Origin of the sequence: Mesorhizobium sp. B2-3-11 (genome assembly GCF_006442215.1) — a bacterium.
In the GTDB taxonomy this organism is placed as follows: Bacteria; Pseudomonadota; Alphaproteobacteria; order Rhizobiales; family Rhizobiaceae; genus Mesorhizobium; species Mesorhizobium salmacidum.
The window spans coordinates 67,193-83,014 of sequence record NZ_VFVS01000007.1 but is presented as its reverse complement, the minus strand read 5'-3'; the positions used below and the strand labels follow the sequence as shown (position 1 = coordinate 83,014).

Below are 15,822 nucleotides of genomic sequence, written 5' to 3'. Positions count from 1 at the left end.
CCTGCCGCACCCCTGACATCAGTTGCCCCATATGCCCTGGCCGGGCTCCGGCCAGTCGATGCCGGGCTTGATCTTGGTGTCGGCAGCCTTGTGCCTGGTCATATTCGTGTTGTCGTCGACGGCGCCGGTGGCGGCGTGGTCCACGCCGGCGACCGGGGCGACCGGCTGGCTGGCATTGTCCGAGCCATAATGGTCGCTGCCGGCGAGTGCACCTCCGGTTGCGACGAGCATAGCGGCGGCAGCGAGAGCAAGTCTGTTCATTTCAATCTCCAGGTTCATTCGTTGGGCGGCGTCTTGGGAGGACGGTTCCGCTGGGGACAAGACCAGAAGCAGCCTGGTTTTATTCCTGACCGTGAAATGTTTTTGCCGACTGCGAAGATCGGCTGATACGGCCAATGCCCAGGGCTCATCCAAAAAAACAAGAGCGGCGGGCCAGGCCCACCGCTCTTTGACGTCGAGTTAGTCGAGGCCCCGCGCGGGATCAGCGGCCCCAGTTGCCCTGGCCGGGATCCGGCTGATTAGAGTCGGGCGTCAGTTTGAAACCGCGGTGTTCGACCGGCTTGCGGATCGAAGCCGTATAGCTGTGGTCGATCCTATCCGCAGGCGCGGTGACAGCCGGCTGATTGACGTTGTCCGAGCCATAGTGGTCGCTGCCGGCGAAGGCGCTGCCCATGGCAACGAGAATGGCGGCGGCGGTAAGTGCGATCCTGTTCATTTTCTTTACTCCAATAGTTCTGGTCTGTCCGTCAAGTGGCGTGCCTTGGGAGGACTTCGCGTCGCTCGGACCACCTGGAAGTGGGTTTTTCGTTCGCCGGCTTCCAATCACGAAGATGTTCCTTCACGGCCAGATTCCGGACCTCAAAGGTCAACAACGAATTTGAAAATAAGACGATTTTCATCAGCAATAACAGATTTTTACTGAAGATCTCACGGGGCATTGCATTGTATTTCGCCGAGCTCCGATTCGCGCTGCGCTCACGGCTCGTCAACATTAATTGAACCGACTGGTTCGATCCGTGATCAGCACGCGGGCTGCGCCCGCTCGATGGTTGTCCGGCATGGCCGGCCCGGTTGGCTCAACCGGCCGCTCTGCCAAAAAAAAAGAGCGGCGGGCCAGGCCCACCGCTCTTTGTCGTCATGCGATGCTTGAAGGGATCAGCGGCCCCAGATGCCTTGGCCCGACAAAAATCGGATCCCGACCGCGGCCAAGCCGCATTTGCCTTGCGTTGCGATCGAGACTATCGATCATTTCGGGTCCGATTGCCGAATGGGCCCGCCAATCGAGCCCGAGGCGGCCGTTGAGACCGAAAGTGGGCGGATGCTGGAACGGCAATAGACATGCGATTGCTGCTTGTGGAGGACAATCGCGAACTGGCGGACTGGCTAGGCAAGACCTTGCGCCAGGCGAATTATGTCGTCGACATCGTCCATGACGGCGAGGATGTCGAGCATGCGCTCGCCGCCGGCGACCACGCGCTTGTCATTCTCGATCTTGCGCTGCCTCGCATGGGTGGACTGGAAGTGCTGCGTATGCTGCGAACACGCGGCAACCGGGTGCCGGTGATCGTACTGACTGCCAATGCCAGCCTCGATGGCCGAGTCAAAGGCCTCAACGAAGGCGCCGACGACTATCTGCCGAAGCCCTTTCAGATCGAGGAACTCGAAGCACGCATCCGCGTCCAACTGCGCCGCGCCAATGACCGGACGGCACCGGTCGTTGCCTGCGGCGACCTCGTCTTCGACACCAACACCAGGCTGTTTTCGCTCGGCGGCGAGACGTTGGCATTGACGCCGCGCGAACATGCCGTGCTCGAGCAGTTGATGATCAAGGCAGGACGCACCGTGAGCAAGGCCGCCTTGTCCGCGGCGATCTATGACTTCGAGACCGACGCCGATCCAAGCGCCATCGAGATCTATGTGCACCGTGTGCGCAAGAAGCTTGAAGGCTCGCGGGTCCAGATCACCACTTTGCGCGGCCTCGGCTATCTCTTGCGCCACGATGATCTGGCGCCATGATGATTTGGCGCTATGAAGACTAACAGCCTGCGCCTGCAATTGCTGGCCTGGGTCGTGCTCCCCCTGGCCGGGCTTGCGACCATCAATCTGTGGACCAGCCAGCGCAACGCTCTGGCGACCGCCGATCTGGTCACCGACCGCATGCTGGTCGGCTCGGCCCGCGCCATCGCCGAGCAGGTCGCCATGGCCGATGGCGTACTCGATGCCACCATCCCGCCGGCGGCGATCGAGATGTTCGATACCGGCGATCGCGACAGCGTCTACTATCGCGTCGAGACCGCCGGAGGACGGTTGCTGACCGGTTACCCCGATTTGCCGCAAGCGCCGCGGCATGCGAGCGTCGAGGCGAGCTATCGCGACCATATGTTGCGGCTCTTGACGCTCAGCCACGCGGTGATCGGCGCCGGCGGCGATTCCCCCATAACGGTCACCGTGGGCATAACGCTCTCCGGGCATGATGCGATGGTGAGGCGGCTGTGGCTCAGCGCCTTCGTCCAGCAACTGGCGCTCGTGGCGATCGCCGGCGTGTTCGTGCTGCTTGGCCTGCGCCGCGGCCTGGCGCCATTGATGAGCCTGCGCGACGCGGTGCGTTCGCCAAGCCGAAGCGACCTCGATCCGGTTGACGTGCCGGGCGCGCAGAGCGAAATCCGGCCTCTGATAGAGGCGCTCAACGCCTACATGGAACGGGTGCGCGCGCAGATGGGAGCGCAGCGCCGTTTCATCGCCAATGCCGCACATCAATTGCGCACGCCGCTGGCGCTGCTATCGACGCAGGCAAGCTATGCGCTACGCGAAACCGCCACCGATGCGCGCCAGGAAGCGCTGGTGGCGCTGCAGGCCAGCTCCGGCAAGCTGGCGCGGCTGGCCGAACAATTGCTCACCCTGTCGCGTGCCGAGCCTGGCAGCCGGCGGCCACGCGCCGATCGCATCGACCTGACAGAAGCCGCCCGCCATGTACTGGAAACGCAGGCGCCCGCGGCGATCGCCCGCAAGATCGATCTCGGGCTGGAGGAAACAGGGCCGGTTGCAGTCATTGGCGACGGCACCATGCTGCGCGAGATGATCGTCAATCTTGTCGACAACGCGCTGCGTTACTCGACGGCAGGCGCCAGCGTGACGGTGAAGCTGGCCGCCATCGATAGCGAAGCCGTGTTGACGGTAGCCGATGAAGGGCCCGGCATCCCTGCCGAAGAGCGGGATCACGTGTTCGAGCGCTTTTATCGCATCGCCGGTTCGACCGAGGAAGGCAGCGGCCTGGGCCTCGCCATCGTGCGCGAGGTTGTCGAGAATGCCGGCGGCCGCGTCACCCTCGGGGATGGCGCGGCCGGCGGTCTGGTGGTCGAGGTCAGGTTGCCCCTGGCCTGAACCGACCCGCGCCCAGCGCGGGCTCGGATTGTCCTCGGAACAAAATCAGGTGCCCTGCTCGTTGAACGGCGCCGGCCGCCACTTGACGACATAGTTCTCGAAGCGAGTGATGATGAATTCCACCACCAGCGCCATAACCGCCAGGATGATCATGGCGGCGAAGACGCCATTGGCGTTGAAGGCGCCCTGCGCGGTCGAGATCAGCAGGCCCATGCCTTGCTTGGCGCCGAGGAATTCGCCGACCACGGCGCCGACCAAGGCAAAGCCGAAGCTGACATGCAGGCTGGCCAGGATCCAGCTCATCGCCGACGGGATAATGACGGTGCGGGTGATCTGGAACGGCGAGGCACCGAGGATCTGGGCGTTGGCGATCATCGCCCTGTCGGCCTCGCGAACCCCCTGGAAGGCGTTGGCGAAAACGACGAAGAACACCATCACCACGGCGAGCGCCACTTTCGAGGCCATGCCTAGGCCGAGCGCGATGATGAAGACAGAGCCGAGCACGACGCGCGGCACGGAATTGGCGATCTTGATGTAGATCGAAAAGACATCGGCCAGCAGCCGGTTGCGGCCGAGAATGATGCCGGCGGCGATGCCGCCCAGTGCGCCGATGGCGAAGCCGAGGAAGGTTTCCTCCAGCGTCACATAGATCTGCAGCCAGAGCGGTCCCTGCGAGGTGCCCTCGGTGATCCAGGACCAGATCTGTTCCCAGATGCCCGAGGGGCTGGCGAAGAAGAACGGGTCGATGATGTTATAGTCGGCGCCGAGTTCCCACAGGCCAAGGAACGCAACGAGGATAGCCAGGCGCAGGCCGATGACCAAAGCATGGCGGCGGCGCAGCCGGGCCCTCGCCCGGGCCTCGGCAACGGCAATGGAGGCATCGCGGACGGCGGCATGGGAAGCGGTGGGAGAAATAGCGGTCATGTTGGTGTCTCCTCTCAATGCCCGCTCTGCAAGGTGCGGCTCTGGCCGAGCTGCACTTCTTCGCGCAGGTCGTTCCAGATCACCTTGGCGATCTCGACGAATTTCGGGTCGTAACGGATGTCGGCCATGACACGCGGACGCGGCAGGTCGATGCGGTAGACGCTCTTGACCGTTCCCGGCCCGGCGGTGAGCACATAGACCTTGTCGGCCAGCGCCACCGCCTCCTCCAGATCGTGGGTGACGAAGACGACGGAGGATTTCTGTTCCGACCACAGGCCGAGCAATTCGTCCTGCATGGCCGTGCGCGTCTGCATGTCGAGCGCACTGAACGGCTCGTCCATAAGCAGAATCTTCGGCTGGTTGATGAAGGTCTGGGCAAGGGCGACGCGCTTGCGCATGCCGCCCGAAAGCTGGTGCGGATAATGTTTTTCGAAGCGGCCGAGGCCGACGCGGGCGATCCAGTCGCGGGCCCGATCATAGGCCTGCGCCTTGGCGATCCCGCGATAAAGCGGACCGGCGGCGACATTGTCGATGACGCTTCGCCAGGGAAAAAGCGCATCGGCCTGGAAGACGAAACCGATGTCGCGGCTGATATCGGTGACCGGTTTGCCCATGACGCGGACATGACCTGTGGTCGGCCGCAGCAGGCCGGTGACGAGGTTGAGCGTCGTCGACTTGCCGCAGCCGGTCGGCCCGACGACGCAGGCGAATTCGCCACGCGCCACCGTCATGGTGAAGTCGCGGATCGCCGTCATCATATGGCCGTCGGGCGTGACGAAGCGTAGCGTCACATCATCGATGGCGATCGCGGCATCGGCCGGCGGCGCGGCCTGAGACAACTTCTCAGCCGCCATCGTTTGCACTTGCATGGCATACTCCTGTGGCGATGATGCGAGAATGCCCTGCGGCCAAAACTGTGGTCGCCATCTCTCGACATCGGTAGGCGCGCCGCTGCCAAATCGATTCAGGCCAGCGGCGCAACTTGTTGTTCCTCAAGAGCGAACCGGGTAACCCGCCTCGCCTGCCTGCCTACTTGGCGGCGTCCACGAATTCCGTCGTGAAGGTTTTCGACAGGTCGATCTGCTTGCCCTGCAGGCTCTTGGAGAAGGTCGACAGAACTTTCAGCACCGTCTCGGGGCCATCGGCCGGCATGCGTCCGTCGGGCGTGAACATCGCCTTGCCGCCGGCGAGCCCCTGGATATAGAGATCCTTGTTGCCGGCGTAATAGTCCTTCGGCATCTTGTCGGCGATCTCCTCGGCCGAATGGCCGGCGATGAACTTCATCGTCTTGACGAAGGCATTGGCGAGCTTCTGTGCTTCGTCCTTGTGGCCTTCGACCCAGGAAGACTGGACGTAGAAGGATGCCGCAGGATAGTCGCCGCCCAGCGCTTCCTTGGTCTTTTCGGGCGTGCGCATGTCGACCAGGACTTTGGCCTCGCCGGTCTTGAGCAATTTCGCGATGGTCGGCTCCGTGGTCATGCCGGCCTGAATTTGGTCCTGCTTGACGGCGGCGATGAAGGTATTGCCGGCGCCGACCGGCAGCAGCGTGTAATCACCCGGCTTCAGGCCGCTGCGGACGGCAAGATATTGGGTCAGGAAATCGGTCGACGACCCAAGTCCGGTGACGCCCAGCGTGGCGCCCTTGAAGTCGGCCGGCGACTTGATCTCCGGGTGCTTGGCGGAGACCAGTTCGACCTCGCCAGGGGCCTGGCTGAACTGGACGATCGACTGGATGTATTTGCCCTTTGACTGTAGGTCGACAGTGTGATCGTAAAAGCCGACAACGCCCTGCACGGCGCCGGCCAGCAATTCATTCTCGGCCTCGACGCCGGCTCGCGAGTTGATCAGTTCGACATCGAGCCCCTCATCCTTGAAGTAGCCGAGCTGCTGGGTGAGCACGGCCGGCAGGTAAATCTGCTTTTCCATGCCTCCGACGATGATGGTGATCTTGTCCGCGGCGGACGCCGCGGTCGCGCCCGTGCCGACAATGGCGAGCGTCAGCGCCGCCGAACGCAAGATGCACTTCGAGATCAAACCGGTCATGTAACTTCCTCCACCTGGGCGGCGCGCCATCCAGGCTGCGCCGCATTCCTCCTGCCGGCCACTCCCGCACCGGTCACGCGGCGAACGCCGCAATGAATCAATTGCATGCCCAAGCTTTCAGCTGGCTTTCAGCCACTTTAGCAACCGGGGAATGAAAACAGCCAGGATTTGCCGGTTACGATGCGCCAAAACCCAATACGTCGCGCATGTCGTACTCGCCGGGAGCGCGGCCCGCCACCCAGAGTGCCGCGGCGATGGCGCCACGCGCGAACATGATGCGGTCGCCAGCCGCATGCGACACGGTGACGGTTTCGCCCTCGGCGCAGAAGCTGACGCTGTGCTCGCCGATGATGCCGCCGCCGCGCGCCACCGCGAAGCCGATCTCGCCCGCCGGCCGCGTGCCGGTGACGCCATCGCGGACGCGCCTGGCAACCGCGTCCAGTTCGACGCCGCGTCCGCCGGCAACGGCTTGCCCCAGCATCAGCGCCGTGCCCGATGGAGCGTCGACCTTATGGCGATGATGCGCCTCGAAAATCTCGGCATCCCAGTCTTGCGGGCCAAGTGCCCGCGCTGCCCGCCCGACCAATCCGACCAACATGTTGAGCCCGAGCGAGAAGCTTCCGGACCGCACAATTGCGACGGTTTTCGCGGCGGCGGCGATGGTGGCCAGTTCGGCGGCATCGAAACCCGTCGAGCCAATCACCAAGGCTGGCCCGCCACGTTGCGCACAGAAACTGGCCAGATCGGCGGAGGCGGCCGGCGCGGTGAAGTCGATGACCACGTCGGCCATGGCAAGCGCCTCGTCGCGGCTCACCAGCCCATCACCGACACTGCCCGGGCGGTGAAAGCGGGCGGCAAGCGCCAGGCGCGCATCAGCCCGCACCGCATTCGCCATCTGGCGTCCCATGCGGCCGACCGCGCCTGATATGGCGATCCTGATCGGCGGTTGCGCCATCGGCTCCTGCTATTTCCACATGCCGCGCATGCGGGCGCCGATGTCGACGCGCACCTCCGGCCGGGGTGCCCTGCCCTGCACCGCTTGCGCGGCCGGCCACGAAAGCTGCTGGAAGGCGGCAAGAATGGAGGCCGGGATGAAACGGGTGCGCGAGGCATAGAGATGGCGGTCGCCGCGCGCCGCCTGGCCGTGCGGAAAGAAGCGCTGCGGCATGACCAGGTTGAGGCTGTCCTTGGCTCGTGTCATCGCCACGTAGAGCAGCCGGCGCTCTTCCTCGATGTCCTCCTTGGTGCCGACGCCGAGATCGGCCGGAATGCAGCCATCGACCGTGTTGAGCACGAAGACGTTCTTCCACTCCTGGCCCTTGGCCGAGTGGATGGTGGACAGGATCAGATAGTCCTCGTCGCGATGCGGCGGCCCGGCCTGATCGCTGGTCGCGTCCGGCGGATCGAGCGTCAGCTCGGTCAGGAAGCGTTCGCGCGAGGCATAGCCCGAGCCGATCTGCTCGAGCTGCAGCAGGTCGGCGCGGCGCGTGATCGCATCCTCGTGGATGCGTTCCAGATGCGGTTCGTACCACAGCCTGATCTGTTCGAGGTCGGCTGGCCATTTGGCGCCAGCTCGCAAGCCGGAATAAAGCGAGACAAAACCCGGCCAATCGTCGGCGGCGCGCTGCGGCGGACGCCAGCCGGCCAGGCCCATCGCCTCGTCCAACGCCGACGTCATCGCTTCGACGATTTGCGCGGCGGCGGAAGGGCCTATGCCCGGCAGAAGCTGCAGCACGCGAAAACCCGCGACACGGTCGCGCGGGTTTTCGGCGAAGCGCAGCACCGCCAGCACGTCCTTGACGTGGGCTGCATCGAGGAATTTCAGGCCACCGAACTTGACGAAGGGAATGTTGCGCCGCGTAAGTTCGATCTCCAGCGGTCCGCTGTGGTGCGAGGCACGAAACAGCACCGCCTGCGACTTTAGCGCGGTGCCAGCCTCGCGCTCCGCCAGGATGGTGTCGCAGACGAAATTGGCCTGCTCGACCTCGTCACGCACGGTCACAAGTCTTGGCTTGTCGGCGGATTTGCGTTCCGACCACAGGTTCTTGGTGAAGCGCTCCGAAGCTTCGCCGATGACCGCATTGGCGGCCGCCAGAATGGTCTCGGTCGAGCGGTAATTGCGCTCCAGCATCACCACATCGGCGGTCTGGGCGAACTGCCTGGGGAAGTCGAGGATGTTGCGCACTTCGGCAGCGCGGAACGAGTAGATCGACTGCGCGTCGTCACCGACCACCGTCAGCCCGGCGCCGTCGGGTTTCAGCGCAAGCAGAATCGACGCCTGCAGCCGATTGGTATCCTGGTATTCGTCGACCAACACATGGTCGAAACGCCCGCCGAGATGCGTGGCGATCTCAGGCTCGGCGGTCATCTGCGCCCAGTAGAGCAGCAGATCGTCGTAATCGAGCACGTTCTGCGCCTGCTTGGCCTCGACATAGCCGGCAAACAGCTGCTTGAGCTGCTCGGCCCAGCCGGCGCACCAGGGGAAAGCAGATCCCAGCACCTCACCGAGCGGCACCTGCGCGTTGACGGCGCGCGAATAGATGGCAAGGCAGGTGCCTTTGGTCGGAAAGCGCGCTTCCGTCCGGGAGAAGCCGAGTTCGTGGCGTACGAGATTCATCAGATCGGCGGAATCCTCGCGATCATGGATGGTGAAGGCCGGATCGAGGCCGATCTCCATTGCATAATCGCGCAGCAGCCGCGCACCGATGCCATGAAAAGTGCCGGCCCAGGTCAGCGCATCCGTGATCACGGCAGCATCGCGGCCTAGCACCTCGCCGGCGATGCGCTCGACGCGCCTGGCCATTTCGGATGCGGCGCGCCGCGAAAACGTCATCAGCAGGATGCGGCGCGGGTCGGCTCCCTTGACGATCAGATGAGCGACGCGGTGCGCCAGGGTGTTGGTCTTGCCGGAGCCGGCACCGGCGATGACCAGCAGCGGGCCTGCAATCTTGCCGTCGCCATGTTCGACGGCCTGGCGTTGGGCGTCGTTTAGCCGGGCGAGATAAGCCGGCTGGACGGTCGAGTCCAAAAAGGTCGAATCATGGGCGGCGAGGTTCATCGCCCATCAAGCATCGTTTCCGCTTTGTTCGCAACAGAGAAGCAGCTCCGCCAATTCGGCGAAACAAGAAGGTCAGCGTTTCGGGTCAACGCCCATCGACGCCGATTGCCGGCGCAACGCCTCGCGGTCGTTTGCGGGCGCCGGCAGCAAGAGAGGATCGACACTGTCGGGTACCTCATCGATCATCTTGCGGGCGAGACGGTAAGTAACAAAGGCCAACGTGCCAACCAGGAGCAAACGGATCATGCGGCGGTCCTCCTTCGCTGGGTCAACCTGAGGCAGGGGATTTTGTTCCCTCGGTGCAATCGAGCAACCAAACCGACACCGCGTCGTTTTGGGGGTGGAGGAAATAGCGATGAAAAAGCTAGTACTGATCCTCGCGCTGGTGGCCTTGGCTCTCTCGGCTTGCGACAACAAACTGCCGCCGACAAAGGCGCCTGGAGCGGACCAAGACCTCGCAATTCCTGTCGTGAACAATGGCATTGCTGGCCAGTGAATGGTGCCCTGCGCCAGACGATTACGGCATCGCCTCAACGCATTGCCTCGAGGTGATCGAGGCGGAACTTGGAATTGCGCAGTTCGTGGCCTGCGTCCTGGCGCAGCTGTTGTATCTGGGCCGAGGCAGCGGTCAAGTTTCGTTCGAGTTCAGCGATAAGCGCGCGCACCCGCCGCGCTTCGTCCTGACGCGCGCCTTTATCCAGTTCCGCCCGCGCATCTATGAACCACAGCAAACTAAAAGCCCGCCGCGGTCATGGCAGCAAAACTCTGACTTCCGCCAAGCGCGAGCATTCTAAATTTAACGAAAGCTAATTTAGCGCAGGGAAGAAGGCCGGCGCCGCTTGGGAGGTAATCTGATAGCGCCGGCCAGGCGGATATCAGGTCCGCCGCGCCAGGGAGGCTAGCTGAGTCTTGCCGTTGCGTCATGCGAGATCAGGGATTTCAACCGTTCCCGGGCGTTTTCCCCCCGTAAAATGCCGCGAAAAGCCCATGAGGGTTCAAGTCCCAAGCCGCTGCCTGGCGATGGCGACATGGAAATTGACACCGAACAACAGCCCATCATCGTTGAAGTCGTAGCTGGAACTGTGAAGCGGTGCCGAGACCTCGCCATTGCCGAGGAAGACGAAGCAGCCCGGCACATGATCGAGGAAGCGGGCGAAATCCTCCGATGCCGTCATCGGCTCGCGGGCGACCGCGATATTGCCGGGCTCGAACACGTGTCCGGCGGCGGCGAAGGCCGCATCGACCAGTTCGGCATCGTTGCGCAAAGGCACGAATTCCCTGGTATAGTTGACCTCGGCGGTGACATTGTAGGCGGCAGCGATACCTTCGGCGACAATGCGCATCTGGCGTTCGATCGCGGCGCTGACCTCGGGGCGGAAACTGCGCGCGTCGCCAAGGATGCGGGCAAGGCCCGGCAGCGCGTTGCGGGTGCCGTCGGTGATCAATTCGGTCACCGAAACCACGGAAATGTCGGCCGGGCTCAGCCGTCGCGAGACGATGGTCTGCAGGTTGGTGACCAGCGCACAGGCGGCAACCAGCGTTTCCTGACCCGAATGCGGCCGAGCAGCGTGGCCGCCCAACCCCCTGAGGACGATCTCGAAAATATCTTCGGCCGACATGACCGGGCCGGCGCGGGTTTCGAAATGCCCGACAGGCAGGCCCGGCATGTTGTGCAGGCCGAATATCTCGTCGAAGGGAAAGCGCTGCATCAGGCCATCATCGAGCATCGCCAACGCGCCTTTTCCCCATTCCTCCGCCGGCTGGAAGATGAAGCGCACCGTGCCGTCGAAACCACCCTCCCCAGCCAGAAGCTTGGCCGCACCCAGCAGCATCGCCGTGTGGCCGTCATGGCCGCAGGCATGCATGAGACCGGGATTGCCGGAGCGGTGGGGCGCGGTCGATTGCTCCGATATGCGCAGCGCATCCATGTCGGCCCGCAGCGCGATGGCACGGTTGCCGCTGCCACGCTTCAAAGTGCCGACGACGCCGGTGCCGCCGACACCCTCGGCGACATCGTCCAGGCCGAATTCGCGCAGCTTGGCCGCGACGAAGGCCGCCGTGCGCTTTTCCTCGAAGCCGAATTCGGGATGCGCGTGCAGATCGCGCCGCCATCCGGTCATCTCCAGCTTCAGCGCATCGCGATCGATTTCAGCCATTGTCTGATATCTCCTGATCCGCAAGGCGGGTGACGACATCAAGCAGGATGTTGGCGCCGGCGACAAGCTCGGCATCGGCGGTATGTTCGCGCGGATTGTGGCTGATGCCGCCGGCGCTCGGCACGAAAATCATCGCCGCGGGCGCAAGGCGCGCCATCATCTGCGCATCGTGGCCGGCGCCTGAGGTCATGCGCTTCGATGCATACCCGCGCTTCTTCGCGGCGGCTTCGATCAATTCGACAATGCTGATATCGAAGATCACAGGCTCGAAGCGGGCCAGCCGCTCGACCGAGATCGCGACGCCATCGCCGGCCGCGAGGTCCTCAAGAAACGCGGCGAGCGCGGCTTCCTCGGCTTGCAGGCGATGCTCGAAAGGGTCGCGCAGGTCGACGGTGAAGACGGCGCGCGAGGGGATGACATTGATGGCGTTTGGCTCGAAACGCATCGTGCCGACCGTCGCAACGGTCGGCGTGTTCGAAGCCTTGGCGCGGTCGTGCAGGAACGTGACGACACGCGCAGCCGCATGCCCGGCGTCATTGCGCATCGACATCGGCGTGGTGCCGGCGTGGTTGGCGATGCCGTCTATGGTGATGCGCTGCCAGGAGATGCCTTGGAGGTTTTCCACAGCACCGATCGGTACGCCTTCGCGTTCCAGGACCGGGCCCTGCTCGATATGCAATTCGAGATAGACATGCGGTTGGAGGAAGCCCGGCTCCTCGTCGCCGGCATAGCCGATGCGGGCCAGTTCCTCTCCCAGCAAGCTGCCATCGGTGCCGACGGCCGCCAGCGCCTCGTCGATACCGACGCCGCCGGCATGGACCAGTGAACCCATCATGTCAGGGGAATAGCGAACCCCTTCCTCATTGGTGAAGGCGGCGACCGCGAGCGGGCGCGACGGGACAAGAGCCGACGCCTTCAGCGTTTCGATCACCTCCAGCCCGGCGAGCACGCCGTAGCAGCCGTCATAGATGCCGGCATCGATGACAGTGTCGATATGCGAGCCGATGAGGATCGGCGCATGGCCGGCATTTTCCGGCACCCGCCAGACTCCGAAGATATTTCCCATGCGATCGATGGCGATTTCGAGACCGGCCTCGCGCAGCCAGCGGACGAAGCGGTCGCGACCCAGCCTGTCGGCGTCGGAGGCGGCCAGCCGCACCAATCTGCCCTCGCCATCACGACCGATACCGCCGAGCTCGCGGATGCGGCCAAGCAGCCTTTGTGCGTCGATCGAGGTCATTGCGTCGATCAAGGTCATGGCGTCACTCCAGAAAGCACCTTGCCGGCAAGCACATCCGCCGGACTCATGCCGACGAGTTCGGCATAGCGGCGGGGATCTGTCGCGCCTTCGGTGTTGACGACCAGCACGCGCGAAGTGGCGTCGAGGCCAAGCTCGGCCTTATGATCGGCCATCGCCCGGATCAGCCCGGCAAGGCCGACCCCGCCGCTTTCACCGGCGACGATGGCCGGATCATTGCCGGCCGGGCGTGCCAGCCGCCGCATCACGGCGATGGCTTCGTCCTCGTCGACGGTCATGAACGCATCGGCGACGCGCGCCAGCACGCGCCAGGCGACCGGCGAGGCCTCGTAGCATTCGAGCATCGCCATGACTGTCGCCTCGCCATGCGCGATCTTGACCGGATGCCCGGCCTTGGCGGCGCCGAAGACGCAGGCGGCACGGGAGGGTTCCACCACCGTGAAAACCGGTCTGGTTTCGCCGAGCACGATTGCGAGATGGCCGGCGATCGCGGCCGCGATGCCGCCGACGCCGGCCTGCACGAAGACATGGGTCGGCGGTTCCGAGAGCTGGCGCAGCGCCTCGCGCACGATCGCCGTGTAGCCCTGCATGACGAGGCCCGGAATGCGTTCGTAGCCCGGCCATGAGGTATCGGAAACCACCGTCCAGCCTTTCTCCGCGGCGATGCGCGCCGCCTGCCTGATCGAATCGTCGTAATTGCCGTCGACGCGGATCATCTCGGCCCCATAGCGGGCGATGGCCGCGACGCGCTCGTCGCTGACGCCGGCATGGACGAAGATCACCGCCTTGGCACCGACGAGCTCGGCGCCTTGCGCGACGGAGCGGCCATGATTGCCGTCGGTCGCGCATGCAACCGTCATGGTCGCTGCAACCGTGCGAACGTCGGGCCGATCGAGATCGCCGACATCGACGGAGCGGCCGAGCCGCTTGCTGGCCTCTTCCAGGACCAGGCGGAAGACCGCATAGGCGCCGCCCAACGCCTTGAAGCTGCCGAGACCGAGGCGAAAGCCCTCATCCTTGACATGCAAGGCAGCGAGACCGAGTTCGCCAGCCAGCGCCGGCAGCGCGTGCAGCGGCGTCGTCAGGTGATTGTCACGGCAGGCAAGGAAACGCTCGACAGTGTCCGCCCCGGCGATGCCGAGGGTTTCGGCATCGCCCTCGTCCAGCGGCTGGCGATGCAAGGCATGGCGATTGAGCAGGAACATTGGCGATCTCTTGTTGGTGTCGTCCAAGAGAAGATATTGCAAACCATGCGCAAAAAGCGCCGTAATTTGGCTCTCGAAATGCAAGTTTGTTTCGTCGGGACAGCAATGCCTCATTCGCCAGCCTCACTCGACAGCTTCGATCTCGCCATCCTTGCCATCCTGCAGCGGGACAACACGACGCCGCAGCGGTTGATCGGCGAGGCGGTGAACCTGTCGGCGCCGGCCGTGCAGCGCCGCATCAAGCGCATGGAGCAGACCGGCGTCATTGCCGGCAATGTCGCCATCGTCGAGCCTGCGGCCGTCGGCCAGCCGATCACCCTCTTCGTCGAGGTGGAGCTCGAGAGCGAACGCACCGAATTGATCGACGAGGCCAAGAGGCAATTCTCGGCGGAGCCGCAAGTACAGCAATGCTATTATGTCACCGGCGAGGCCGACTTCATCCTCGTTATCACCGTGGCCGACATGGGCGCTTACGAGGCGCTGACGCGAAAACTGTTCTTCGGCAGCAACAATGTGCGGAAGTTCCGCACCTTCGTCGCCATGGACCGCATCAAGGTCGGTTTGACGGTGCCCCTGCCTGGATGAGCCGGTGGTACGCTTGCCACGCTTCTGACATTCTGGATCGCCAATTGGAGGGGGAGGCGCGCATGGACGAAACCACGAAAGTCGCGATCATCGGTGCCGGACCGGCGGGCCTGGCGGTTGCTGCGTGCCTGCGGCAAGCCAGGCTGGATTTCGTCATGCTCGAAAAGGAGCAGCAGGCCGCGCCAGCCTGGCGGCGTCACTATGACCGCGTGCATCTGCATACGACCAAGCGTTACTCCTCGCTGCCATTCGTTCCCTTCCCAAGGGACTATCCGCGCTATGTGCCGCGCCATCTCGTGGTCGAGTATCTCGAAGCCTATGCAAAGCGTTTCGACCTGGAGCCCCGCTTCGGAGAGACGGTGCGGGCGATCGCCCGGGAGGGCCGCGGTTGGCGGGTGGAATCGACGTCCGGCGCCTTACGCGCTTCGCATGTGGTGATCGCGTCCGGCTACAATGCCGAGCCCTTGCTGCCCAAATTTGCCGGCATCGACACCTTCAAGGGCAAGACGCTGCACAGCGCCGACTATCGCCACGCCTTTTGCCGGCCAATCGGTGCTGGTCGTCGGCATGGGCAACACCGGTGCGGAGATTGCGCTCGATCTGGCGGAAGCCGGCGCCCGACCGACTATCTCGGTGCGTGGCGGCGTTCACATCGTGCCGCGTGAACTGTTCGGCGTGCCGATCCAGATGGTCGGCATGGCGACGCGGCTCGGGCCGCAGCGCATCAACGACGCCCTGTTCCCCGTCATCCTCAATCTGGTACTGGGCAGGCTGGAGAAGTTTGGGCTCAGACGGCCGAAGCAGGGACTGCTGCAGCAGATCGCGCTTGCATCGCGCATTCCGGTGATCGATGTCGGCACCATCGGCAAGATCCGCGAGGGCGCGATCAAGGTGGCGCCCGACATCGCTGAAATCTCGGAACGCGGTGCCTGTTTTGCGGACGGCAGGAACAGCGAATTCGACGCCATCCTCTTCGCCACCGGCTATCGGCCGGGCTATGCCAGGTTCCTCGAACCCGGCATCGAGCCGGGGCCTAGCGGCGTCAATGCCCGCGCGTCGGATCTCGGCCTCTATCTGGTCGGCTTTCACAACGCGGTCACCGGGCTGCTGCGCGAAATCGGTATCGAAGCCCAGGCGGTCGCCGACGACATCCGCCAGCGGCAAAACAGGAAGAAGGCGACTGAGACCCTGCCGGTGTGAAATTCGGCCGCG

The 15,822-nt window shown here is 64.0% G+C and carries 17 protein-coding genes; 6 read left to right on the top strand and 11 right to left on the bottom strand.

Annotated features, from left to right (window positions below; all coding sequences use genetic code 11):
* Window positions 1-18 precede the first annotated feature (18 nt).
* Window positions 19-261: a DUF680 domain-containing protein gene (locus FJ960_RS11960; RefSeq protein ID WP_140714086.1), complete on the bottom strand. Its 243-nt coding sequence runs from the start codon at window positions 259-261 to the stop codon at window positions 19-21.
* A 220-nt stretch (window positions 262-481) separates the two neighbouring features.
* Window positions 482-715: a DUF680 domain-containing protein gene (locus tag FJ960_RS11955; RefSeq protein ID WP_140714084.1), complete on the bottom strand. Its 234-nt coding sequence runs from the start codon at window positions 713-715 to the stop codon at window positions 482-484.
* Between the two features lie 623 nt (window positions 716-1,338).
* On the opposite strand from FJ960_RS11955, the gene FJ960_RS11950 reads away from it, so the two are divergent.
* Window positions 1,339-2,016 carry a response regulator gene (locus tag FJ960_RS11950; RefSeq protein WP_140714082.1) on the top strand — a complete coding sequence of 226 codons (678 nt, stop codon included), beginning with the start codon at window positions 1,339-1,341 and terminating at the stop codon, window positions 2,014-2,016.
* 12 nt (window positions 2,017-2,028) lie between these two features.
* Window positions 2,029-3,381: a sensor histidine kinase gene (locus FJ960_RS11945; RefSeq protein ID WP_140714080.1), complete on the top strand. Its 1,353-nt coding sequence runs from the start codon at window positions 2,029-2,031 to the stop codon at window positions 3,379-3,381.
* A gap of 45 nt (window positions 3,382-3,426) precedes the next feature.
* Here FJ960_RS11945 and FJ960_RS11940 read toward each other — a convergent pair whose 3' ends face one another.
* The 6 genes from FJ960_RS11940 to FJ960_RS29470 all read right to left on the bottom strand — a co-directional run bounded on the left by FJ960_RS11940 (window position 3,427) and on the right by FJ960_RS29470 (window position 9,652).
* Window positions 3,427-4,305, bottom strand: coding sequence for an ABC transporter permease (locus tag FJ960_RS11940; RefSeq protein ID WP_015318444.1), 879 nt, complete (start codon window positions 4,303-4,305; stop codon window positions 3,427-3,429).
* 14 nt (window positions 4,306-4,319) lie between these two features.
* Window positions 4,320-5,174 (bottom strand): ABC transporter ATP-binding protein, encoded by an 855-nt coding sequence (locus tag FJ960_RS11935; RefSeq protein WP_140714079.1) that lies wholly within the window; start codon window positions 5,172-5,174, stop codon window positions 4,320-4,322.
* A 160-nt stretch (window positions 5,175-5,334) separates the two neighbouring features.
* Complete coding sequence (locus FJ960_RS11930) at window positions 5,335-6,348, bottom strand: ABC transporter substrate-binding protein (protein ID WP_140714077.1); 1,014 nt, start codon at window positions 6,346-6,348, stop codon at window positions 5,335-5,337.
* Window positions 6,349-6,523: 175 nt separating this feature from the next.
* Window positions 6,524-7,303: a 4-hydroxy-tetrahydrodipicolinate reductase gene (dapB, locus tag FJ960_RS11925; RefSeq protein ID WP_140714075.1), complete on the bottom strand. Its 780-nt coding sequence runs from the start codon at window positions 7,301-7,303 to the stop codon at window positions 6,524-6,526.
* 9 nt (window positions 7,304-7,312) lie between these two features.
* The gene (locus FJ960_RS11920) at window positions 7,313-9,406 is read right to left on the bottom strand and encodes an ATP-dependent helicase (RefSeq protein WP_140714073.1); all 2,094 of its coding nucleotides are present in this window, start codon (window positions 9,404-9,406) and stop codon (window positions 7,313-7,315) included.
* A 72-nt stretch (window positions 9,407-9,478) separates the two neighbouring features.
* Window positions 9,479-9,652, bottom strand: a complete 174-nt coding sequence (locus FJ960_RS29470; RefSeq protein ID WP_015318449.1) for a hypothetical protein — start codon at window positions 9,650-9,652, stop codon at window positions 9,479-9,481.
* Between the two features lie 230 nt (window positions 9,653-9,882).
* On the opposite strand from FJ960_RS29470, the gene FJ960_RS29465 reads away from it, so the two are divergent.
* On the top strand, window positions 9,883-10,200 hold the full coding sequence (locus tag FJ960_RS29465) for a hypothetical protein (protein WP_181169848.1): 318 nt from the start codon (window positions 9,883-9,885) through the stop codon (window positions 10,198-10,200).
* Window positions 10,201-10,401: 201 nt separating this feature from the next.
* Here FJ960_RS29465 and FJ960_RS11910 read toward each other — a convergent pair whose 3' ends face one another.
* The 3 genes from FJ960_RS11910 to FJ960_RS11900 are packed head-to-tail and all read right to left on the bottom strand — an operon-like array spanning window position 10,402 to window position 14,025.
* Window positions 10,402-11,562 (bottom strand): M20 aminoacylase family protein, encoded by a 1,161-nt coding sequence (locus FJ960_RS11910; RefSeq protein ID WP_140714071.1) that lies wholly within the window; start codon window positions 11,560-11,562, stop codon window positions 10,402-10,404.
* Window positions 11,555-12,802 carry a Zn-dependent hydrolase gene (locus tag FJ960_RS11905; RefSeq protein WP_140714310.1) on the bottom strand — a complete coding sequence of 416 codons (1,248 nt, stop codon included), beginning with the start codon at window positions 12,800-12,802 and terminating at the stop codon, window positions 11,555-11,557. Before FJ960_RS11905 ends, FJ960_RS11910 begins: the two co-directional genes overlap by 8 nt.
* 14 nt (window positions 12,803-12,816) lie before the next feature.
* Window positions 12,817-14,025 carry a diaminopropionate ammonia-lyase gene (locus FJ960_RS11900; protein ID WP_140714069.1) on the bottom strand — a complete coding sequence of 403 codons (1,209 nt, stop codon included), beginning with the start codon at window positions 14,023-14,025 and terminating at the stop codon, window positions 12,817-12,819.
* Between the two features lie 105 nt (window positions 14,026-14,130).
* Between FJ960_RS11900 and FJ960_RS11895 the strand changes: the two genes are divergently transcribed.
* The 3 genes from FJ960_RS11895 to FJ960_RS30255 all read left to right on the top strand — a co-directional run bounded on the left by FJ960_RS11895 (window position 14,131) and on the right by FJ960_RS30255 (window position 15,810).
* Window positions 14,131-14,610 (top strand): Lrp/AsnC family transcriptional regulator, encoded by a 480-nt coding sequence (locus tag FJ960_RS11895; RefSeq protein WP_140714067.1) that lies wholly within the window; start codon window positions 14,131-14,133, stop codon window positions 14,608-14,610.
* A 62-nt stretch (window positions 14,611-14,672) separates the two neighbouring features.
* A complete protein-coding gene (locus FJ960_RS30260) occupies window positions 14,673-15,275 on the top strand; it encodes an NAD(P)/FAD-dependent oxidoreductase (protein ID WP_348642354.1) in 603 nt (200 codons plus the stop codon).
* A complete protein-coding gene (locus FJ960_RS30255; protein WP_348642353.1) occupies window positions 15,178-15,810 on the top strand; it encodes a hypothetical protein in 633 nt (210 codons plus the stop codon). The genes FJ960_RS30260 and FJ960_RS30255 overlap by 98 nt, the downstream gene beginning before the upstream one ends.
* Window positions 15,811-15,822: the final 12 nt, after the last annotated feature.